The sequence below is a fragment of the Tsukamurella soli genome (genome assembly GCF_039541155.1).
GTDB lineage: Bacteria > Actinomycetota > Actinomycetes > Mycobacteriales > Mycobacteriaceae > Tsukamurella > Tsukamurella soli.
This window is the reverse complement of record NZ_BAABFR010000045.1, coordinates 1-21,538: the sequence shown is the minus strand read 5'-3', so window position 1 is coordinate 21,538 and position 21,538 is coordinate 1. Positions and strand designations below refer to the sequence as shown.

The window sequence follows — 21,538 nt, the reverse complement described above, 5'->3', positions numbered from 1 at the left end:
CCGACGCTACATCGCCCAGGGCGCCTGCGGCAGCGTCTCACCGGTCTCCAGCAGTGACTTGAGGTTGGCGAGCACGGCGGGCCAGCCCCGCGAGATGCCTTGGTACATCTCGATATCGGGCAGCTTCTCGTGAGTCACGGTGAGGCGCACGATGTCCTCGTGCGGCTCGATCAGGAACGTCACCGTCGACCGTTCGCGTTGCACGTCGACCGAGTCCTCGAAGGTGATCACCAGCCGGGTCGGCGGCTCGGCCGCGAGGACCTCGCCGACCACGTCGACGGCGCCCGAGCCGTCGACCCTCCGATGCTCCCAGGTCGAACCCGGTTGCCAGTCGGACACGTTCGCATGCCCCCAGTACTGCGCGGTGAGGTCGGCGTCGGTGAGGGCGCGCCACACCTGCTCTGCGCTCGCCTTGATGTAGGTGACATACACATAGGTCGGGACGGTGGCGGTCTGCTCAGACATGGCGTACTCCTCTGCCCGCCGCGCGATGGCGGCGATCGTTTCCAGTCGGGGTCGATCGAATTCGGAGATCCAGCGCTCCCCCACCTCGTGGATGGGCGCCGGGTTCAGGTAGTGCAGGCGTTCCCGCCCGCGGCGGACGACGGTGACGAGCCCCGCCGCGACCAGCACGTCGATGTGCTGCGTGGCCGACTGCCGCGTCATCTCCAGTTGCTCGCCGAGCCGGCGCAGGGTTTGGCCGTTCTCCTCGCGCAGGCGGTCGAGGACCGCCCGGCGGGTCGGATCGGCCAGCGCTTTGAAGACGGGGCCGAGCGGTTCGTCATGCCCCGATCCAGCTGTTCGGCTCACCGTCCCATTATGCATGTATATACCTGCCTATTGTCAATCCCCTGCGCCGCCCGGCGATTCACACCCGCTCGGCAGTGAGGTACCGCACCACCGGGGCCCCGCCAGCGGCACCGGTGCCGGGCAGCGGCACTCTCTCGACCCCGTACGCCTGGGCCAGCCCGGACGGCTCGCGGGGCTCCGCGACGGACCACCCGGCCGCCGCGAGCGTGTCGGCGGGATCGGCACGGTCGGCGTCGACGTACACCAGGCCGGCGATGTCGAATCCACGCCCGCGCCCCCGCGCCATCGCCGCCTGGAAACGCTGCCGGGCGGCCACCGCATCCGGCCCGGTGTCGAATGCCTCGACGGCGATGCGGCTCCCCGCGGCGGAGACGGCCGACACCCGCGCGAACAGGAGGTCCTGCGCATCCGCGGGCAGGTACGGCAGCAGGCCCTCGACGACCCACGCCGCGGGTCGCGTCTGGTCGAACCCCGCGGAGCGCAGCGCCGTCGGCCAGTCGTCCCGCAGGTCGACCGGCACCGACGCCAACCCTGCCGCCGGCGAGACGTCGTGTTCCGCGAGCACGCGGACCTTGAAGTCGAGCACGCCCGGCTGATCGAGCTCGTAGACGACGGTGCCGGCCGGCAGCGGCAGCCGCTGCGCCCGTGCATCCAGCCCGGCGGCGAGGATCACCACCTGCGTGATCCCGTCCCCGGCCGCGCCGGTGACGAAGTCGTCGAAGAAGCGTGTGCGCAGGCCGATGAACCGGGTCCGGGCGAACACGCTTCCACCGCGATCGTCCCCGTCGGCTCGCCGCGCGGAACGCGGGTCGCCCGCCGCCGCCAGGAACAGCCGGGCGTACGGGTCGTGCGCGAGCGCGTCGCCGCGGTCGGATTCGGCGGCGCGCGCCGCCGCCACTCCCAGGGCCGTGTAGCCGACGCTGCTCGCGATGTCCCACGAGTCGCCGTCGTACCGCCTCTCGCCCGCCACCATGCCTCCGTCCCGCCGGCACGCCGTCCGTGTCGGACAGCCGCGATGGTAGCCCGCGCCGGGCACCGTCGGCCGGGACGCGACGTAGGCTGGCCGCGTGACCGAAGCCTTGCGAAACGACGGGCGCATCGAGGTGCCTGTCGACCTCGACGCCGTGACCGACGTGGGGCCGGAGGAGGCGGACGCAGGTGAGGCAGCGGCTTCGCAGCGCGTGTGGGAGGCGGCCCGCCACTGGTACGCGGCGGGGATGCACCCCGCGATCCAGGTGTGCGTGCGGCACAACGGGCGCGTCGTGCTCGACCGCGCGATCGGGCACGGGTGGGGTAACGCGCCCTCGGATTCCGTCGATGCGGAGCGGGTGACGGTCGGCACCGGGACGCCGTTCTGCGTGTTCTCGACCGCCAAGGGCGTGTCGGTGACGGTGCTGCACATGCTGATCGAGCGCGGTGAGCTGGGCCTGGACACCCCGGTCCGCGAGTACCTGCCCGAGTTCACGGGGCACCGCAAGGAACGGATCACGGTGCGGCACGTACTGACCCATTCCGCGGGGCTGACGATACCGACGGGGCCGCGGCCCGACCTGAAGCGCTCTGAGGACAGCGCCTACACGCGGGAGATGTTGGGACGCATGCGCACCGTGTATCCGCCCGGAATGGTGCACATGTACCACGCGCTGACCTGGGGGCCGATCGTCCGCGAACTGGTGCTCGCTGCGACGGGGCGGTCGATCCGCGAGATCGTGGCGGCGGAGATCCTCGACCCACTGGGCTTCCGATGGACCAACTACGGGGTGACAGAGGACGACCTGCCGCTGGTGGCGCTCAGTCATGCGACGGGGAAGCCGCCATCGCCGGTGATCGAGGCCGGCTACCGGGTGCTGGTCGGCGGCACGATGGCGCAGACCATGAAGGCCGCGAACTCGCGACGCTTCCTGACGGGGATCGTGCCATCGTCGAACCTGGTCTCGACCGCGAGCGAGCTGTCCCGCTTCGCGGAACTGCTGCGGTGCGGCGGGGAGCTCGACGGCCACCGCGTGCTGCGTCCCGAGACCATAGCGGCCGCGACGACTCCCGCCCGGCGACTGCGCCCGGACCTCGCGTCGGGCGGTATGCCGATGCGCTGGGGTACCGGATACATGCTCGGCTCCAAGCGGTTCGGACCGTTCGGGCTCGCCGCCCCGGCGGCGTTCGGGCACACAGGCCTGACGCAGATCGCGATGTGGGCCGACCCGCAACGCGACCTCGCCGTCGGGATCGTCAGCAGCGGCAAGCCCGGCGCACACCCCGAGGCCAAGCGCTACCCGGCGCTGCTCGACACGATCACACGGGAGTTCGGACCGCGCTGACCCCCAGCCGGGCCACCGGTTCGCGACTACGTGCGAACCGGACGTTTCGCAGAGACATTCCGACGCAACCGCCATAACGGACGACACGGTCCCGATGCGCGCCGCCGCGAACGGCTACCCTTGGCGGCCATGCCCGTCTCCCTGCGACGCCTCCCGGCTTCGCTCACGCTGCCGTTCGCCCTGATCCTCACGATCGTGGCGACGCTGTTCGCAGCGTTCCCCGCCCACGCCGACGTCGCCGCGCTGCCGGCGTTCCGGTCCGAGGCGAGCGCCGCCGACCGAGCGACGCCCGCCGGCGCCGCGGTGTACGCCCTGACCGGCTCGACGCCCACCGACGCGCTCCGCTTCATCCCACGCGACTTCGCCGTCGGCGCGCACTACACGCCGATACTGCGCGACGGGGTGCCTGCCAAGCCCACGGGCGGTTGCTCGGACAAGGGCGTGCCGTTCCCGGAGACCTTCATGCCGATCTGTGCCGCGCACGATCTGGGCTTCGACCTGCTGCGCTACGCCGCCCACACCGGCCATCCGCTCGGGCCGTGGGCCCGAAAGGCCCTCGACGCGATGCTGATCAAGCGCATGTACGCCGAGTGCCGGGACTCGCTGTGCCGGACGGCCGCGCAGAGCGCGAACGTCGGGCTGAAGTTCAACACGTGGCGCCAGTTCTACGGGGTCCCGATGTACGAGACGCCCGCCGATGTGGGCGCCTCCCTGGTCGGCCGCTCCGTGGACCTGGTGCGGGCCGCGGCCGCGGGCGGCTCGTCGTACCGCGCAGTCGTCATGCTGGTCGCACTGGTCCTGGGATTCATCGCGGTGGCGACCGGGGGCAGGGCGGCCTCGATGGTGCGCCGGCGCCTGCCCGACCGGCTGCGCGGCCGACGACTCACGCTCGCCCCGCTGCGCCTGCAGATCCCCGTGCGTCGTCGACGCGCCCTGCGGTAGCGCCCGACCGCACGCCGACGGAAGAAGATCGGACTGTAGTCCGCTACTGTCTGTGTACCGAGCGTCACACGTAGCGAGGCACCAGACCATGCAGTTCGGCGTTTTCACCGTCGGCCCGCCGACACCGTCGGTGGCTCGCGGCAGTACCGAACGATGTAGTTGGTACTACCACTGAGTCACGTAGAGTCCCAGTATGGCTGAATCCGAACGGGAAGCCGCGACCCGACCACCCCAGCGGGACGAGCTGATGGACACGCTGGTTCAGAGCGCCTTCGCGACGATGGCGGTGTTGAACCGCGTCTGCGCGGAGAACGACCTCTCGCCGACCCTGCTGCACGTACTGGCGATCCTGTGGGACCGGCGCGGCGGGATCACCGAACTGGCCGGCTACCTCGGACTGGATAAATCGAGCATGACCGGGCTCGTCCGCCGCGCGGAGAAGCGCGGCCTCCTCGGGCGAGAACGCAACCCCGACGACGGCCGCGGCGTCGACGTGTTCATCACCCACGAGGGGGCCGCCCTCGCCGAGCGCATCCACGGACGACTCGAACACGCCCTCTCGCCGATGACCGATCGACTGGCCCCGGCCGACCAACGCCGCCTGCAGACCCTGCTGCAACAGATGCAGCCGGAGGAGGCGGCACTGAGGTCGATGACGGCTCCGCGGCATTCGCCGCCGTCTGAGAATTCTTGACTGATTCCAGAAAACACTCCCCTTCGGGGACGCGGCGACCTATTGTTGGGGACGTGGCCTCCAGATCGGACGACGCGCCCCAGCCGCGCGTGATCCGCTGTCGGCGCGGCCTCGGTCGCGGCGACGGACACCGGCCACCGAGCCCGCGCCGACATCGAGACCCGTGCTCACACAGCCCGATACACCCGCAGTCCCGAAAGGAATGTCGTGTCTGAGGAAAAGCCCACCGATGACGGCCCCATCGTCGTCGATCCGCCGACGCCGCCGGCCGAGTGCCCGGTCCACAACCGACTCAACCGCCCCGTCGAGGGCGGCAGCAACCGGGACTGGTGGCCCAACGATCTCAACCTGAAGGTTCTCGCCCACAACCCCGACGTGGCCAACCCGATGGACGCCGACTTCGACTACGCCGCCGAGGTCGCGACGCTGGACGTCGCGGCGGTCAAGGCCGACCTCATCGAGCTCATGCACGCCTCGCAGGACTGGTGGCCCGCCGACTTCGGCCACTACGGCCCGCTGTTCATCCGCATGTCCTGGCACTCCGCCGGTACCTACCGCGTCGACGACGGACGCGGCGGTGCGGGCGCCGGAATGCAGCGGTTCGCGCCGCTCAACAGCTGGCCCGACAACGTGAGCCTCGACAAGGCCCGCCGCCTGCTGTGGCCCGTGAAGCAGAAGTACGGCCGCAAGCTCTCGTGGGCCGACCTGCTGGTGTTCGCCGGCAACGTCGCACTCGAGGACATGGGCTTCAAGACCTGGGGCTTCGCCTTCGGCCGGGTCGACGAGTGGGAGCCCGAGAACGTGTACTGGGGTCCGGAGACCGCCTGGCTGGGCACCGATGCCCGGTACACCGGCAAGCGCGACCTCGAGAAGCCCCTCGGCGCCACCACCATGGGTCTGATATACGTGAATCCCGAAGGCCCGGAGGGTGTTCCGGACCCGCTGGCCGCCGCCGTCGACATCCGCGAGACGTTCGGCCGGATGGCGATGAACGATGTCGAGACCGCCGCCTTGATCGTCGGCGGCCACACCTTCGGCAAGACGCACGGCGCGAGCGACGCCGAGGTGGGCCCGGAGCCCGAAGCCGCGCCGATCGAACAGGTGGGTCTGGGCTGGTCCAACCCGCGCGGTACCGGCGTCGGCCCCGACGCCATCACCAGCGGCCTCGAGGTCACGTGGACCCACACGCCGACCAAGTGGGACAACAGCTTCCTGGAGATCCTGTACGGCAACGAGTGGGAGCTCACCAAGAGCCCCGCCGGCGCCAACCAGTGGAAGCCCAAGGACGGCGGCTGGGCCAATTCGGTCCCGGACGCGTTCGGACCGGGCAAGACCCACCCGTCGATGCTCACGACCGACCTGTCGATGAAGCTCGATCCCGGCTTCCGCGCGATCACCGAGCGGTGGCTCGCGCACCCGGAGGAGCTGGCGGAGGAGTTCGCCAAGGCCTGGTTCAAGCTCCTGCACCGCGACATGGGTCCGATCTCCCGGTACGTCGGCCCGCTGATCCCCGCGCAGCCCCTGCTCTGGCAGGACCCGGTACCGGCGGTGGACCACCCGCTGATCGACGATGCCGACGCCGCCGCGATCAAGGAGAAGATCGTCGCGACCGGCCTGTCGACGTCGCAGTTGGTCAAGACCGCGTGGGCGGCGCACTCGTCGTTCCGCGGCTCCGACAAGCGCGGCGGTGCCAACGGCGGCCGCCTGCGTCTGCAGCCGCAGGCCGGCTGGGAGGTCAACGAGCCCGACCAGCTGGCGCAGGCGATCGCCGAGCTCGAGGGTGTGGTGGACGCATTCAACGCCACCGCCACCGGCGGCAAGAAGGTCTCGTTCGCCGATGTGGTGGTGCTCGCCGGCAACGCGGGCGTCGAGGCGGCGGCCGAGGCCGCCGGCGTCGCGGTGACGGTGCCCTTCACCCCGGGCCGCACCGACGCGACGCAGGAGCAGACCGACGTCGAGTCCTTCGACAAGCTCGAGCCCCGCTGGGACGGCTTCCGCAACTTCGTCGGCAAGGAGGCGCCACTGCCCGCGGAGTTCATGCTGGTGGACAAGGCCAACCTGCTGCGGGTGAGCGCACCCGAGTTGACGGTGCTCGTCGGCGGACTCCGCGTACTGGGCAACAACTTCCAGGACACGAAGCTGGGGGTGTTCACCGACCGCGTCGGCACCCTGTCGAACGACTTCTTCGTGAACATCCTCGACATGTCCACCACGTGGGCACCATCGCCGGCGGACGACGGCACGTACATCGGATCCGATCGCACCACCGGCGAGGCCAAGTGGACCGCGACCCGGGCCGACCTGGTGTTCGCATCCAACTCCATCCTGCGATCGCTGGCCGAGGTGTACGCCACCGACGACGCGAAGGAGAAGTTCGTCCGGGACTTCGTCGCGGCGTGGGCCAAGGTGAGCGAGAACGACCGCTACGACGTGAAGAAGTAGCACGCTAAGTCGGTGCGAACGACGGTGCCCCGCATGCCCTTCGGCGTGCGGGGCACCGTCGTCTCAGCTACCGGGCGGGAGAGTGCCGCATCCGCTCAGTGAGGCGAGACCTCGAAGATCGGCCAGCCGATCTGGGTGCGCCAGCGCGACGGGTCCGCCGTGTGCGCTCGGTTGACCGGATAGAACTCGTGCAGCGGACCGTCCACCGCCAGCGCGTGCCGCGTCACGTAGTCGGCCAGGGCCCCGTAGGCGCGGTCGACGCCTGCTTCGGGCCCGACGTAGTCGATCACTGCGAGATCCACCTCGGGCATCTCGACGACCTGGGTCCGCCCCGTCGCGCGCACGGGTCCGCGCGCGGGGATGTACACGCTGGCGGTCCCGAACTCCTCCGTGAACAATCCGTCGGCGTACACACCCGCGGCGTCGCCGGACAGGTCCGCCTGCTGCGCGGCGAGCGTGGCGTACAACTCGCCCAGCGCTCCCTGATACCAGGCACCGATATCGGCCACGGCCACGTCCTGGGTGATCGCGAGGACTTTCCGGCTCGCGATGTGGACGTGCCGGATGCCCGAGTCGCAGATCGGCCGCTCCACCAGGTGCCGTAGGGAGGCGACCGCGTCCTGAGTCCGCGACAGTTCGGACTCCAGCCTGCGAAGGTGTCGGATGATCAGTCCGTTGCGCGCCTCGAGATCGTCGGTGCGCACGATCACCGCGATGTCGTCCAGCGGCATTCCCAGGCTGCGGAACCGTCGGATCACCTGAGCGGTCGGGATCTGCGCGACGTCGTAGCGACGATAACCGGACACCGGGTCGATCTCGGCCGGCTCGAGTAGCCCCTCCTGATGATAGTGCCGCAGCGCCTTGATGCTCAGGTGCGTGGCCCGCGCGAAGTCGCCGATCGGCATCGTCGTCTGCATCACTCCAGGGTGCACCCTCCCCCTACGGGAGAGTGCAGTCGAGTCGGGCACTTGACCTTCCCACAACGGGAGGCCGCAGAGTCGAGAGGTCCGAAAGATCCCCGGTCTCCCAAGGAGTACACCATGTCCACAACAGTCCAACTCAGCGGCGTCGTCGCGGAGCACGTCCGCGCCGTCAACAACTTCGACGTCGACGCCGTCGTCGCGACGTTCGCCGACGACGCCTACGTCGACGATGCCCGACGCGAGATCCGTGGCAAAGCCGCGATCCGCCGCTGGGTCGAGAAGGAGATCGTCGGCGACAGCGTCACGATGGAGCCCGTGGAGGTCCTCGACCACTACGGCGACACGATCGTCCGCGCCCGTTACGACGGCACGTACGACAAGTCGAATCTGCCCGCAGAACTGATCATGTCCAACTACTTCTCGGTGCGTGACGGCCGGATCGTCTCGCTCGCGGTGATCTTCAACCGACCCTCCGAGTACGACCGGATCGACGCATAGGGCCCGCGCCACCTCATCGATGCCTCGGGACGGACGCCTCACAACCGCCGGTACCGACTTGCCCGTCCCGACGATCCGGTGCTTAGATACAAGTTGTGTCTATGATGAAGACGGGCGGCCGGACCGCCGCTGAACAGGCGTACCTGGACGTGAAGGAGCGGATCCTGCGCGGTGACATCGCCGGCGGAGAGCTGCTCAGCGAGGGCGAGGTGGCGGGCGGCCTCGGCTGCAGCCGAACCCCCGTGCGCGAGGCGTTCCTGCGACTCGAGGCCGAGGGCTGGATGCGCCTGTACCCCAAGCGCGGCGCGCTGGTGCTGCCGGTCGACCCGGCCGAGGGCCGGCGCGTGGTGGAGGCCCGGCGGATCGTGGAGAACGCCGCTGCCGAGCGGATCTGCGCAGCCGGCGCCGGACCGGACCTGCTGTGCCGGCTCGCCGACCTGATCGACACACAGCTCGACAGCGCGGCTGCCGGCGACGCCGACGGGTACGCCGCCGCCGACGCCGACTTCCACCGCGCGATGGTCGCCGAGCTCGACAATCCACTGCTCGAGGCGTTCTACGACAGCCTCCGGGAGCGGCAGCGGCGGATGACCACCAGCACGATCGGCGTGGACCCCGAGCGCATCGCCCGCGCCGTCGGCGGCCACCGCGCGCTGGCCGCTGCTCTGGCCGCCGGCGACCGGCAGCGGTTCGCGACCGAGCTGACCTCGCACCTGAAGATCGTGCTCGGCGATGAGTGACACACCGGCGAACCGGGCCACGCCGACACCGCCCGGCCCCAGGCCCCCGCGCGGGCCCGCCCCCTGGCTGCTCGTTGCCGCCGCGATGTTCGCGATCGCCTGGGGCGGAAACGAATTCACACCTCTGCTGGTGATGTACAAGTCGCACGGCCTGTCGGCGGCGGCGGTGGACTTCCTGCTGTTCGCCTACGTCGTAGGGATCGTGCCGGCGCTGCTGGTGGGTGGGCCGCTGTCGGACCGGTACGGACGGCGCGCGCTGATGCTCCCGGCGCCGTTCATCGCGATGCTGGGGTCGCTGATACTGGCCTTCGGGGCGTCCAGCTTCTCGCTGCTGTTCGCGGGGCGGGTGTGCTCCGGCATCGCGTTGGGCCTGACGATGGCGGTGGGCAGCTCGTGGGTCAAAGAGCTGTCGGACGCGCCGTACGACCGGGTCGCCGACGGTGTCGGCGCGCGCCGCGGGGCGATGAGCCTCACGGCCGGTTTCTCCCTCGGCGCCGCGCTGGCCGGGGTACTTGCGCAGTGGGCGCCGTGGCCGACGCACCTGGCATACCTGGTCAACGTCGCGATCACGATCCCCGGTGCGGTGCTCCAGTTCTCGGCACCCGAGACGGTGACCGCCCGGGCGGGCGGGCGGCTGCGCGACGACCTGCGCATCCCCGCGGCGCGACACCGTCGTTTCCTGCTGGTCGTGCTGCCGGTGGCGCCGTGGGTGTTCGGTGTGGCGGCATGCGCCTACGCGGTGTTGCCCACCCTGATCGCGCCGCGGCTGCACGGCGACCCGATCGCGTTCTCCGCGCTGGCCTGCATGGTCTGCCTCGGGTGCGGACTCGGTGCGCAGTCGGTCGCGCGACGACTCGACAAGCCGGGCACGATCCGCGCCGCGGTCGTCGCGCTGACGCTCGTCGCGGTGGGCATGGCGCTCGCGTCCGTCGCGGCGGGCAGCCTGACGGTGCCGCTGGTGCTGCTGGCCGCCCTGGTGCTGGGTGCGGCGTACGGGACCGCGCTGATCGCCGGGCTGCAGGAGATCGGCCGCATCGCAGGCCCCACCGACCTCGCCGGCCTGACCGCGGTGTTCTACGGGCTCACCTACATAGGCTTCGCCGTCCCGGTGGTGCTGACGCTGCTCAACGCGACGATGCCGGCCCTGACGTTTCCCGTGCTCCTGGGCATCGGGGCCGCGGCCGCGGTGGTGTGCATCGGGGTGGTCGCATTCGGCGCGCGGCGCACGCCGCTGACGGGCCCGCCGACCGCTGTCGAGGAGACGACCGCCGCACACTGACGGGGCAGTTAGAGTCCAGCCATGGACCATCCTCTGTCCCGCGTGCTCAGTCGGGTCGTGATCGACGGCCTCCTGCCTCGCGTCGATTCTCGGATCACCGCGTCCCGCAAGCCGTTCGACGACCCCGGCATCCTCCGGCCACACACCGGGTCGCGGCTGTGGGGAACGACGCACTACGGCGTCTTCGTCCCCGACCTGCCGGAGCCACTGCGCTACGTCAACACGATGACCCTGATCGGTGCGGCGGGCGCCGAGGTGTTCGACAACGACCACCTCGCCGCGCCGGACGCTCGCAATACCGCCACCCTGCTCACCTCGACCGCCCTCGGCGACCATCACCTCTACCGCGCCTACGACGCGTCGACCGAGTGCGGGTTCGCCGCGGACGGGTCCACGCTGCGCTGGGGCGACGAGCTGGAGATCACCGTCGAGCTTCCCCACGTGTCGGTGCGCGGCCGCTATCCCACGTTCGCGGTCGACCTGGATCTCGAGGTGACGCAACAGGTCTCGTATTTCGTCAAGACGCCGATCTACGACCACCTGAGCCTGCTCGCACCGTATACCGGCACCGTCGCGGGCGACGCCGTACGCGGGCTCGGGACATTCGAGTACGCGCGGATCCGCAGCCCGCAGGCGATCTCGGCCAAGCCGCTGCCCGAACCGCTGAAGCTGCCGGTCGACTTCTTCACCTACCAGATCGTCGACCTCGACGAGCGGACCCAGATGCTGCTCACCGACGTCCGGGCACGCGGACGGATCGCGTGTCGGCTGGCGCACCTGCGCGTGCTGGGCGGCGAGACCGAGGTGTTCCAGGATGTCACGATGGACGTGGTCGAGTACGCAGAGCCACTCGTCGACGAGCGGGGCCGAGAGATGCGCGTACCCGCTCGGCTGCGCTGGCGGGTGTGTGACGGTGACGCGACCGTGCTGACGCTCGACGGCGTCGTCGACTCACCGCTGCGGTACGGCCACGGGCGTGGTTACGTCGGCGCCTACACGTACACGGGTGGCTTCCGTGGCCGCGATGTGAGCGGCAGCGCCTACCTCGAATGGATCGACGCGCAACCCCGGCCGGCTTCGCGGGGCCCTGCGGCATAGCCGAGCCGTCTGCACACGCGGTGCTCGCGGCTGGTCCCGATGCGCGGGAGTGAGGTCATCGGGGGGCCACGCCGCGGCTGGGTCGGATTCTCGGCGGTACCCCTGATCCTGGTGTGACGGACGGTACGTGTGATGCGCGACTCACAGCTATTCCGGAGGTCGGCTGCAGCCGAATCCTTGGCGCCGCCGCCATTGTTGTGGACATCGGACGCCGCTCAGCGGCGACCAGTCCACACATGAAGGGATCCCGACCATGCACCTCGCCGGACCCGTCCGCCATCGGCCCGCGCCCGTCGGGCTGCGAGTGGCGGCACCGTCGGCGACGTACTGGTGCGTCGCTGCCCTGCTCGGCGTCGCCACGGAGACCGCCACGCCGATGCTGTTGCGGTGGAGCCATCCGGGCGCCGCCCTCGTCACTCTCGGCGCCCTCGTCGTGACCCTCGCGCTGCAGTTGCACACCCGTCGTTGCGTGACGCCCCTGCACTGGCTCGCGTTCGCCGCCGCCGCACTGACCGGCACCGTCCTCGCCCACGGCGCGCACGCCTGGCTGCCCAGCACCGTGACCACCGCGGGGTTCGCCTCGGCGCTGGCGGTGTGGCTCGCGATCTGGGCGAGCACGCACGGCAGCGCCGCGATCGGCTCGGTCACGACCCGCGTCCGTGAGGTCTTCTACTGGGGAGCAGTGGTTCTCGCGTCCTCGCTCGGGGCCGCCGCCGCCGACTGGCTGGTGCACCAGGCCGGCCTGGGCGCGAAGGTGACGGCCGCGCTGGGCATCGTCGGGGTCGTGGCCACGGCGCTCACCGTGCGAGCGCGACGGATCCCGCCCGCGGCAGCGGCCTGGCTGGCTTTCGTCACGTTGCGCACGGCCGCCTCCGCCGTCGGCGGGGTGCTCGCCGGCATCGGCGCCGACGCGGCCGCGGTGGCAGCGGCCGCGCTCGGAGCAGCGGCGTTGATCACGCTGGGTGCATGGGCCTACGAAGCGATCACGGCCCACCCCGGGCACACCTCCCGTCACGCGCGGCCCAGCGGCCGACTGGCTCACGCGCACTGACCGATCCGCCCGGACGGCCCGGGACACTGCGGCGGCGGTGCCGGGACGGCCCGGTCGGGCGCGCGCGAGGCCTCCCCGCGCCTCCGACGTACTGTGAGAACCGAGCCCGCACTGCGGCCCCGGAGCACCGAACCCACCACCGAGCGGAGACGACCGATGCGCACCGACGACGACACCTGGGACATCAACTCGAGCGTGGGACTCACCGCGATCGGCGTCGCCGCGATGCGAGCCATCGAGACCCACCGCGACGACGCGGTGTTCCACGACCCGTACGCCGAACTGCTGGTGGCCGAGACGGACTCGCCGTTCGCCCCGATGCTCGCCGAGGTGTTGGCGGGGCGCGACCCGTTCGCCGGGAGCGACGGGGACGGGCCCGTGTCCGACGGTGGCGCCGACCGGCTGGCCGCGATGCGCTCGCGGATGGGCGGGTTCATGGTGGCGCGCACCTGGTTCTTCGACGACTACTTCACCCGCGCAGTGGAATCCGGCATCCGGCAGGTGGTGATTCTGGCATCGGGTCTGGACGCGCGGGCGTACCGCATGACGTGGCCCGTCGGCACCGTGGTCTACGAGCTGGACCTGCCGGATGTGTTGGCGTTCAAGGCCGCCGCGCTGGGCCGGCACGGGGTGAGCGCCACCGTCGACCGCCGGGCGGTCGCGATCGACCTGCGCCGGGACTGGCCGGCCGCCCTGCGTTCCGCAGGTTTCGATCCGGGCACGCCCACCGCGTGGCTCGCCGAGGGCCTGGTGCGCTACCTGCCCTCGGACGCCGTGGTCGCGCTGGCGTCGAACATCGCGGCGCTCAGCGCCCCCGGCAGCCGGTTCGCGGGCAACTTCTCCACCGCGTCGGCGACGGCCGCAGAGGCCACCCGCTCCGAGCAGACACGCGAGTTCAACCGCCTCGGTATCGCTCTCACGCCCGGCGACCTGATCTACGCCGAGGACGATCGGGTGGACCTCGAGGCGTGGCTGGCGGAACACGGATGGAACCCCGAGGTGGAGGATTGCGCCGACGTGCTCGACCGGCTCGGCCGCGAGAGCACCCCGGACGGCCGCGCGCTGCTCGCGGGGCGCAAGCTGTTCACTGCGACCGCGCCCTGACGAGAAGGGCGGGAGGACGAGAGGGAGAACCTTGACCGCCGCCACCACCCGCATCGTCCTTGCGAAGCGTCCCCACGGGGTGCCGACCGACGAGTGTTTCCGCTTCGAGGAGGTGCAGCTGCCGACGCTCGCGGACGGGCAGGTGCTGCTGCGGATCGACTACCTCTCCCTCGACCCGTATATGCGCGGGCGGATGAATGCCGCGAAATCGTATGCGATGCCGACAGAGATCGGCGACACGATGCCCGGCGGCACCGTCGCCACCGTGCTCGAGTCGCGTTCTTCTTCTGTCACCGCGGGCGAGCAGGTGCTGTCATACTCCGGATGGCAGACGCACGCCGTGGCGGACGGCGCCACGGTACGCCGCCTCGACCCGGCCGCCGCACCGGTACAGACCGCACTCGGCGTGCTGGGCATGCCCGGGTTCACCGCGTACGCGGGGCTACGGAACATCGGCAGGCCCACAGCCGGCGAGACGCTCGTGGTGGCCGCGGCGACCGGCCCCGTCGGCTCGATGGTGGGGCAGCTCGCGCAGCGCGCCGGCGCCCGGGCGGTCGGGATCGCGGGCGGGCCGGATAAAGTCGAGTTCCTGCGTGCCGGACTGGGATTCGATGCGGCGCTGGACCACCGGGCACCGGACTTCCGCGAGCAGCTCGCGGCAGCGGTCCCGGAAGGCGTCGACGTGTACTTCGAGAACGTGGGCGGCGGCGTCTTCGACGCGGTGTTCCCGCTGCTCAACACCTTCGGCCGGGTCCCCGTATGCGGCCTCGCCGCGAACTACAACCTGACGGGGCTGCCGACCGGCACCGACCGGGTGCCGGCGCTACTCGCCGGGATCCTCACTCGCAGCCTCACGTTCCGCGGCTTCATCCAGTCCGAGTGGGCTGCAACGCAGTTCGACGATTTCCTGGCAGAGGTCGCACCTGAGGTGGCGGCCGGGCGAATCCGCTACCGCGAGGACGTGGTCGACGGCCTGGAGAACGCCCCGGAGGCCTTCCGCGGGCTACTGGCCGGACGGAACTTCGGCAAGCTGCTGGTGCGGCCCAACGCCTGAGGCCCGAGCCGACGATCAGAGGCGCACCACCATCGTGGCGATCGTCGCGTCGGTCCGTTCCTTGAGCGCTCCCGAGAAGACCGCTGCGCGTGGGTTGTGCATGAGCCGGTAGATGCGCCGCCGCGGTTCGGTGCGGACCATGAGGACGGTGACGTTCTTCCCCTGGTCGCTGAGCTTCCGGACGTAGCCCACGGTGGGGCCGATCAGCTGGCGATGAGGGCTGGGCAGCACCGTCAGGTCGTAACCGGGATCCCACTCCTCCCAGTCGAGGGACAGCTGGTGGGTGACGGCCGAATCGATGTCGACTGCGACGGGGATCACCGTGGACCCGAGTTCGGCCGCGCGGGTGAGCGCCGCCCGCGCCACGTTGCTGACGGCGGCCACGGGCACCACGACGACGGTGTCGGCCGTGTCCGGTCGGGACGGCTTGGCCGGGATCCGGCCCAGCCCCGTCTGGTCGGCGACGCCCCGGTAATACCGCTGCACCCAGGCGAAGTTCGCGATCAGCAGCGGGATGATCACGAGCAGCAGCCACGCGCCCTCGGCGAACTTCTCCAGGAAGAACACGACGCCGGCCAGCGCGCTGAGCGCTGCGCCGATACCGTTGAGACCATCTTCGGCCGCCATCCCGGCGGTCGGACGGTGGCCCAGTGCTTGACCAGGCCCGTCTGGCTGATCGTGAAGCCGATGAACACGCCGATCGCGAACACCGGTAGCAGCCGGTCGGTGTCGGCGCCCACGATCACCAGCACCAGCGTCGCGATCAAGGCGAGCAGAGCCACGCCGTACCGGTACACCGGCCGCTCCGAACGCGTCGCCATCATGTGCGGCAGGCGATCGTCCTTGGCCAGCAGGCTGAGCAGCACGGGCAGACCACCGAAGCTGGTGTTGGCGGCGAACGCGAGCACCAGGGTGACGGCGATGTTGGTGACATAGAAGACCCAGCCCGTGCCGAACGCGCCCGCCGTGAGCTGCGCGAGCACGGTGACGTCGCCGCGCGGCACCACGCGGTGCCACTCGATGAGCGCGGCGATCCCCGCCAGCATCGTCGCGAGTAGGAACCCGAGCCCGACCTCGGTGCGCTGCGCCCGCTTGACGGCCGGCACGCGGAACGCCGGGACGCCGTTGGCGATCGCCTCGACGCCGGTGAGCGATGAACAGCCGGCGGCGAACGCTTTGAGCACCAGCACGATCCCGACCGCCTCCACCGGGTGGACCGGCCCGAGATCGGTACCGATGTAGGCGACCGGGTGCGGGTGGAACGCACCCACCACGATGGTCGCGTAGATGCAGACGACGAACACGAGCGCGGGCCACATCAGCACCCTCGCGGACTCGGAGACGCCGATCAGGTTGACCGCCGTGAGCGCCAGCAGACCGAGCAGGGTGAGCCCGAGCAGGTGGTGCGCCAGCACGGGGAACGCGCTGGCGAGACTCGCCGCACCTGCGGCGAGGCTGACCGCCACCGTCAGCACGTAGTCGACGACGAGGCTGGCCGCGGCGAGCAGCGCGATCGGCCCGCCGAACTCCTTCTTGGCTACCGCGTACGCACCGCCGCCGTCCGGGTGCACCGCGATCACCTGTCGGTACGACACGACCAGGACCAGCAGCAACACGATGATCGCGGCCGCGATCGGGACGGTCCAGTGCAGGGCCGCGATCCCACCCGGGATGAGAGCCAGGACGATGGCCTCTGGGCCGTAGGCGACCGACGACAGGGCGTCCAGCGAGAACGCGGCGATGCCGCCCAACGCGGTGAGCTTGAACTTCTCGCCGCGGCTGAGCCTTGCGAGCCGGCGGTCCGGGATCCGCAGCTCGCCCGGCGCGGCCTGGTCAGTCACGCGACCGGGTCGCGAGGAACTCGAGCAGGCGCGTCCACGCGTCCGCGGCGGCGTCCGGCTGGTACATCACAGGATTGGTGTCGTTGAAGAAGGCGTGCCCCGCCTCGGGGTACACCACAGGGCTGAACTCCACGCCGGCCTCGGCCATCGCCTCCGTCAGCTGGGGAAGCGTGCCCGTGACCCGCGCGTCGGTGCCGCCGTAGAAGGCAAGCACCGGGCAGGCGATCGCGGACAGATCCGCGTGCTCGGGGGCGATGCCGTAGAACGGCGCCGCGCCGGCGATCCGGCGGTCGGCAGCGGCGAGGGCGAATGCGTATGTGCCGCCGAAGCAGAAGCCCGTGACGAAGACGGGGGCTGTTCCCTCGGCGACCAGGGCATCGACCAGCTCTACCAGGGCCGGCACCGCGCGGGCCGCGAATTCCGGCGAGCGGGCCGGCGCGGCCTTCTCGCGCAGCAGCGGCTGTGCCCGCGCCCGATCCTCCTCGGTGCCGTGGAACATCAGCTGCTCGATCTGCGCGCCCACCTCCGGCGTCAGCCCGAACGAGCTGAACAGGTCGGGTGCGATACCCACGTAGCCCTCGGCGGCCAGCCGGTCGGCGACGGACTCGATCTGGCCGACCAGCCCCCAGATCTCGTGGATGACGATCACCGCGCCGCGGATCGGGCCCGATGCCGGATCAGCGCGGTAGACGGGCAATCCTGCGACGGTGAAAGTCGTTCCCATGGTTGAGGAGTCTGCCCGTTGCGGCGCCCGACCGCCACCGTCACCTGCCCGATTCGGCCAATCCGGCCAGCCTGTCCACCGATGCGCGAAGCCGGTCGTCGGTGGTCGCCCGGGCCTTGGCCATGCGCTGTCGGTCCGCCAGCAGCGTCCAGTCGTAGGTGTGGGTGACCCGGGTTCGACCACCGTCGAGCGGCTCGAGCGCCCACCGCCAGAGGTGCCCGGGCTCGGGCTCCCCGACGGGTGCCGGGTTCCAGGCGATGCGGCGCCCCTCCTCGAACTCGACGACCCGGTTCTCGCGGTGCTGTCCGTTGGTCAGCGTCATCGCGAAGACGTCGCCCACGGCGTGTACCCGCTGCCCCGCCGCGGCCTGCGCGAGGTTGTCGTTGCCGTCCCAGCGCGGCTGCTGCGCGGGGTCCGCGATGAGCTCGAAGATCGCGGCGGCATCGGCGGCGATCTCGCGGCTCGCGGTGGCGGTCTTCGGCCTCCGAGTGAAAGTCAGATGTACGACGCCGCTGGGCCCGGTGGCCGTCTCGATGTCGAATCGCTCCTCGAGGCCGCCGAGGCCGTCCCACAGCCGGACCCCGCCGCCCAGCACGATGGGCACGAGCACCACGTGCAGCGAGTCCACCAGGTCGGCGGCGAGGAACTCACGCACGGTGGTGGGGCCGCCACCGATCCGCACATCGCCACCCTCGCCACCGTCTGCGGCGGCGGCGCGCGCGGCCGCCACGGCCTCGTACGGCGTGGCATCGAGGAAGTGGAAGGTGGTGCCGCCGGCCATCTCCAGGCTGGGGCGCGGGTGGTGCGTGAGCACGAACACGGGCGTGTGGAACGGCGGATCGTCGCCCCACCACCCGCGCCACGCGAGTCCCGCATCGTCCCACTCGCCGCGCTGGGGACCGAACTTGTTGCGGCCCATGATCTCCGCGCCGATGCGCGGGCTCCACGCGGCGGCCAGGGCGTCGTCGACGCCGGTCGAACCGCCGTCCTGCCCGTGCATCGACCGGAAGGAGCGGGTCTCGAAGAACCACCGCATCAGCCGGTCGCCGGCGTGGCCGAAGGGGGCGTCCACGCTCTGCCCGTCGCCGGTCGCGTAACCGTCGAGGGATACCGCCAGATTGTGCACCCGAACACGTGACATGGCGCCGAGGCTACCGGGTCGGGCCGGGCACCGTTCGATCGTTGCGGGACGCCGCGTCGGTACCGATCCGGACGGGGCCGGCACAGACGGAGCTCGCGCGGTTCGGACCGTCACCGTCCCGCGGGGCGACGGCGCCGATCGGCCCGGTATGCGGCCCGGCATCGGCACCGTCGGACCTGCGGTGCCGCGCGACCGAGGCGACGACGGTGGCGTTGCGCCCCCGCCGCTTCGCGGCGTACATCGCGCGGTCGGCGCGGTCGACGAGCACCTCGATCGCCTCGACCCCGCCATCCCGGATCGACACGACCGGTGCACGGGCGACGCCGACACTGGCGGTGATGGCCGGGCCGGACTCCGCGCCGCCGCTCGCCACCGCGGCCCGGGCGATCTCGCCGATCGCCTCTCCCCCGCCGATCGGCCGGATGTCGACGACCGCGAACTCCTCACCACCGACGCGCCCCACGACCGCCGCCGGGCCGAGCGCCTCCGATACGCGCTTGGCGCACGCAGCGAGCACGCGGTCGCCGACCGCATGGCCGTGGAGGTCGTTGATCAGCTTGAAGTGATCGATATCGACCACCAACACCACCACATCGCCGCCCACGGCCGCCCGGAGCTCGCGCTGAGCGCGACTGAAGAAACCGCGGCGGTTGTAGACACCGGTGAGAGCGTCCAGCTCGGAGGCTGCCGCGTCCTCACCCAGGATCCACACGCCCACCTGGATCGCGACCGGTGCGCACGCCGTGACGAGGATCAGGATCGTGGACTTGATCAGCGCCATCACCCAGCCGTAGGACATCCAGAGCAGGGGCACGAACACCGCGGTGGCGGCGAGGGAGATCACGACCTGCAGCAGCACCACCCGCTGGCTGTGGAAGAACGCGGCGTACGCGGCCAACATGCTCAGATTGACCAGGCCCATGGCGCCGGCCAAGCGGTTCGCGTCGCACAGCGACGACACGACGATGGCCAGATCCGCGATGACGACGAACGCGATGGACACCCGCTCGGAGGGGATCCGGCCGAAGGCCCAGCGGACCGCCCACGCGAACGCCGCCACCGATGCCACGCCCTCGACCGCGAGGTACGGGGGCCCCAGCGTCTCGCCGGACACGCTGACCAGGAGCGGGACGCACCCCAGCAGGAACGCGCAGAGCGCCACCAAGAGGCGGAACACGACCGTGACCCCGCGCTCCTCGATAGACCTGATGCGGTTGTCGTACTGGAGGTCGGCTGCCCAGCACCCACGGAGCACAGCCATGGGTACGGTCCACAGGGTCTCGCGGGACGGCCCCACCCACAACCCTCCCCACTCGCCGACGAAACCGACTCGTGGTTCGCCATTCTGCTTTTCTCACGCAGGCTAGCGAAGTCGGCAGGTAGGCGCCCAGATACGCCAGAGAAATCGGCGGCGGTGTGACCAATCCCACCCGCGTCCGCGGAGCGGGCCCCGGTCAGGCCCCGCCGCGCGGGAGGTGTCGGCGGCCGCCGGCGAGGGCGTCCCGGCTGTGCCCGGCGAGACCCGCGCGCTGGGCGGCGTCGAGACCGGCGTGACCGGTCGCGACCGGCGTCGACCGGGGGTCCACGTCGTACGCACCCCACTCGGCAGGAGTCCAGGCGGTCGACCGGGCCCAGTCGGCCGGGTGGCCCGGCGCGATCGGCTCGCCCCCCTGCTCGTCCTCGACGGTGACCCTGCGGACGCGCCGCAGCGAGAAAGTGATCTCCTCCACCTCCTCGAACGCGTGCCGGGCGCTTCGCAGCGGGTGCGTCGTGGTGTCGATCGCACGCGCGATGATGGGCGGCACGAGGGGCCGCACCCAGCGGGACGCGGCGCGCGCCACGTCGTCGACGATCGGTGGCAGGAACGGATTCGGCTTGCCGGCGTCCGCCTCCGGACGCGCGAGCCCCCCGGACTCCCGCGCGGGTGCGGCCGCGAGTGTTCGGGCGGCGACGGTGGCGGGTAGGTTGCGGGTCTCGGTCACGGGTTCCTTCACGTCGTCGGTGGGCTCGGCGGTCGCGGCCAGGCTGGCGGCCTCCGCGGCCGCGGCGATGGGGAGGTATCCGGTGTCGGCGGCCGCGTGCGCCGGCGGCAACGTCGAGCCACGCCGCGGAGCGTCCAGCGCGGGGTCGACGGGGCGGATGGTGCGGCGGGCGGACACCCGCACGGTGTCCGGATAGAACTCGATCGTGGGCGAGTCGACGGCGTCCGCGAGCCGGCGCCGCTGCTCCTCGCGGACGATCTCCGTCTCGGCGGCCGCGGCGATGCGTTCGTGCTCCACCTCGCGCTCGGCCCACATCGTGCCGACCTCCGCCCGTGCCGCGGCGTTCGCCGTCGCGATCGCCTCCTCGGCGGCGGCGTCGGCGCGGCCCTGCACGGCGCGCACCGCACCGGCACGATCCTGCTCGGTCTCGTCCCGCCACCGTCGGACCAGCAGGGGAAGGGCCGCGACCAGAGCGGCCACCGCGTCGATCGCGATCCGCAGCAGCTGCGCAGAACCGCTCAGCTGGTTCATCGCGAGCCATCGCGTGCCGAGGCCGCCGGTCCGGGCGGCGACGGCGGACGCCTGCGCGACTGCGAGGTCGTGTTCGCGGGCGGCGACTGTGGCGTCCAGCGCCGGTGCGCGCCCGGTCTGCGCGGCCTGGGCCGCGTCGAGCGCCGCCTGCGCCTGGGCGAGCGCCGAATCGGCGGTGCGGGTCTCGGGCCCCTCACCCGGGACCCCGGTGATCCTGGTCTGGGGGCATGCCGCGGTGGGCCGGTACTCGCACCGGGCGACGACCAGCGCCTGGTCACGCCGGGTGCTCGCCTGCGTCACGGCGGTGTCGACGGCGGCCCGCGCAGACCGTGCCGCGGCGAGCGCAGCCGTCGCGTCCTGCACCTCGGG

The 21,538-nt window shown here is 71.3% G+C and carries 20 protein-coding genes and 1 pseudogene; 11 read left to right on the top strand and 10 right to left on the bottom strand.

Going from position 1 to position 21,538, the window contains the following annotated elements; translation table 11 throughout:
- Positions 1 to 6: 6 nt before the first annotated feature.
- Both ABD908_RS14880 and ABD908_RS14875 read right to left on the bottom strand, forming a co-directional pair.
- Positions 7 to 810, bottom strand: a complete 804-nt coding sequence (locus ABD908_RS14880) for an ArsR/SmtB family transcription factor (RefSeq protein ID WP_344997247.1) — start codon at positions 808 to 810, stop codon at positions 7 to 9.
- Positions 811 to 868: 58 nt separating this feature from the next.
- A complete protein-coding gene (locus ABD908_RS14875; RefSeq protein WP_344997245.1) occupies positions 869 to 1,780 on the bottom strand; it encodes an SAM-dependent methyltransferase in 912 nt (303 codons plus the stop codon).
- Between the two features lie 97 nt (positions 1,781 to 1,877).
- Here ABD908_RS14875 and ABD908_RS14870 point away from each other — a divergent pair, with 97 nt between their 5' ends.
- The 4 genes from ABD908_RS14870 to katG all read left to right on the top strand — a co-directional run bounded on the left by ABD908_RS14870 (position 1,878) and on the right by katG (position 7,203).
- Positions 1,878 to 3,125, top strand: coding sequence for a serine hydrolase (locus ABD908_RS14870; RefSeq protein ID WP_344997243.1), 1,248 nt, complete (start codon positions 1,878 to 1,880; stop codon positions 3,123 to 3,125).
- Positions 3,126 to 3,254: 129 nt separating this feature from the next.
- The gene (locus ABD908_RS14865) at positions 3,255 to 4,067 is read left to right on the top strand and encodes a hypothetical protein (RefSeq protein ID WP_344997241.1); all 813 of its coding nucleotides are present in this window, start codon (positions 3,255 to 3,257) and stop codon (positions 4,065 to 4,067) included.
- Between the two features lie 193 nt (positions 4,068 to 4,260).
- Positions 4,261 to 4,761, top strand: coding sequence for a MarR family winged helix-turn-helix transcriptional regulator (locus ABD908_RS14860; RefSeq protein WP_344997239.1), 501 nt, complete (start codon positions 4,261 to 4,263; stop codon positions 4,759 to 4,761).
- A 207-nt stretch (positions 4,762 to 4,968) separates the two neighbouring features.
- Complete coding sequence (gene katG, locus ABD908_RS14855; RefSeq protein WP_385920679.1) at positions 4,969 to 7,203, top strand: catalase/peroxidase HPI; 2,235 nt, start codon at positions 4,969 to 4,971, stop codon at positions 7,201 to 7,203.
- Positions 7,204 to 7,298: 95 nt separating this feature from the next.
- On the opposite strand, the gene ABD908_RS14850 is transcribed toward katG, so the two are convergent.
- Complete coding sequence (locus ABD908_RS14850; protein WP_344997237.1) at positions 7,299 to 8,120, bottom strand: MerR family transcriptional regulator; 822 nt, start codon at positions 8,118 to 8,120, stop codon at positions 7,299 to 7,301.
- 123 nt (positions 8,121 to 8,243) lie between these two features.
- Here ABD908_RS14850 and ABD908_RS14845 point away from each other — a divergent pair, with 123 nt between their 5' ends.
- From ABD908_RS14845 to ABD908_RS14815, 7 genes are all read left to right on the top strand, one after another.
- Positions 8,244 to 8,624 carry a nuclear transport factor 2 family protein gene (locus tag ABD908_RS14845; protein ID WP_344997235.1) on the top strand — a complete coding sequence of 127 codons (381 nt, stop codon included), beginning with the start codon at positions 8,244 to 8,246 and terminating at the stop codon, positions 8,622 to 8,624.
- Between the two features lie 101 nt (positions 8,625 to 8,725).
- Positions 8,726 to 9,364 carry a GntR family transcriptional regulator gene (locus ABD908_RS14840; RefSeq protein WP_344997234.1) on the top strand — a complete coding sequence of 213 codons (639 nt, stop codon included), beginning with the start codon at positions 8,726 to 8,728 and terminating at the stop codon, positions 9,362 to 9,364.
- 85 nt (positions 9,365 to 9,449) lie between these two features.
- Positions 9,450 to 10,643, top strand: a complete 1,194-nt coding sequence (locus tag ABD908_RS14835) for an MFS transporter (protein WP_344997283.1) — start codon at positions 9,450 to 9,452, stop codon at positions 10,641 to 10,643.
- 21 nt (positions 10,644 to 10,664) lie between these two features.
- Positions 10,665 to 11,741, top strand: a complete 1,077-nt coding sequence (locus ABD908_RS14830) for a DUF6670 family protein (protein ID WP_344997232.1) — start codon at positions 10,665 to 10,667, stop codon at positions 11,739 to 11,741.
- A gap of 253 nt (positions 11,742 to 11,994) precedes the next feature.
- The gene (locus tag ABD908_RS14825; protein ID WP_344997230.1) at positions 11,995 to 12,792 is read left to right on the top strand and encodes a hypothetical protein; all 798 of its coding nucleotides are present in this window, start codon (positions 11,995 to 11,997) and stop codon (positions 12,790 to 12,792) included.
- 156 nt (positions 12,793 to 12,948) lie between these two features.
- Entirely contained in the window at positions 12,949 to 13,896 is a 948-nt protein-coding gene (locus tag ABD908_RS14820) for an SAM-dependent methyltransferase (RefSeq protein WP_344997228.1), read from the top strand.
- A 31-nt stretch (positions 13,897 to 13,927) separates the two neighbouring features.
- Entirely contained in the window at positions 13,928 to 14,950 is a 1,023-nt protein-coding gene (locus tag ABD908_RS14815; protein WP_344997226.1) for an NADP-dependent oxidoreductase, read from the top strand.
- A gap of 15 nt (positions 14,951 to 14,965) precedes the next feature.
- Here ABD908_RS14815 and ABD908_RS27655 read toward each other — a convergent pair whose 3' ends face one another.
- The 7 genes and pseudogenes from ABD908_RS27655 to ABD908_RS14785 form a co-directional block, all read right to left on the bottom strand.
- Entirely contained in the window at positions 14,966 to 15,577 is a 612-nt protein-coding gene (locus ABD908_RS27655; protein ID WP_385920675.1) for a hypothetical protein, read from the bottom strand.
- Complete coding sequence (locus ABD908_RS14810; protein WP_385920673.1) at positions 15,469 to 16,791, bottom strand: APC family permease; 1,323 nt, start codon at positions 16,789 to 16,791, stop codon at positions 15,469 to 15,471. Before ABD908_RS14810 ends, ABD908_RS27655 begins: the two co-directional genes overlap by 109 nt.
- Positions 16,784 to 17,515: a dienelactone hydrolase family protein gene (locus ABD908_RS14805; protein ID WP_344997224.1), complete on the bottom strand. Its 732-nt coding sequence runs from the start codon at positions 17,513 to 17,515 to the stop codon at positions 16,784 to 16,786. The genes ABD908_RS14810 and ABD908_RS14805 overlap by 8 nt, the downstream gene beginning before the upstream one ends.
- Positions 17,516 to 17,555: 40 nt before the next feature.
- Positions 17,556 to 18,014 (bottom strand): SRPBCC family protein, encoded by a 459-nt coding sequence (locus tag ABD908_RS14800; protein WP_344997281.1) that lies wholly within the window; start codon positions 18,012 to 18,014, stop codon positions 17,556 to 17,558.
- Positions 18,015 to 18,656, bottom strand: a pseudogene (locus tag ABD908_RS14795) (dihydrofolate reductase family protein); the annotation flags it as partial.
- Positions 18,657 to 18,666: 10 nt separating this feature from the next.
- Positions 18,667 to 19,917, bottom strand: a complete 1,251-nt coding sequence (locus tag ABD908_RS14790; RefSeq protein ID WP_344997222.1) for a GGDEF domain-containing protein — start codon at positions 19,915 to 19,917, stop codon at positions 18,667 to 18,669.
- A gap of 193 nt (positions 19,918 to 20,110) precedes the next feature.
- Positions 20,111 to 21,538 (bottom strand): DUF4407 domain-containing protein (locus ABD908_RS14785; RefSeq protein WP_344997220.1); only part of this gene is annotated, 1,428 nt, incomplete at its 5' end.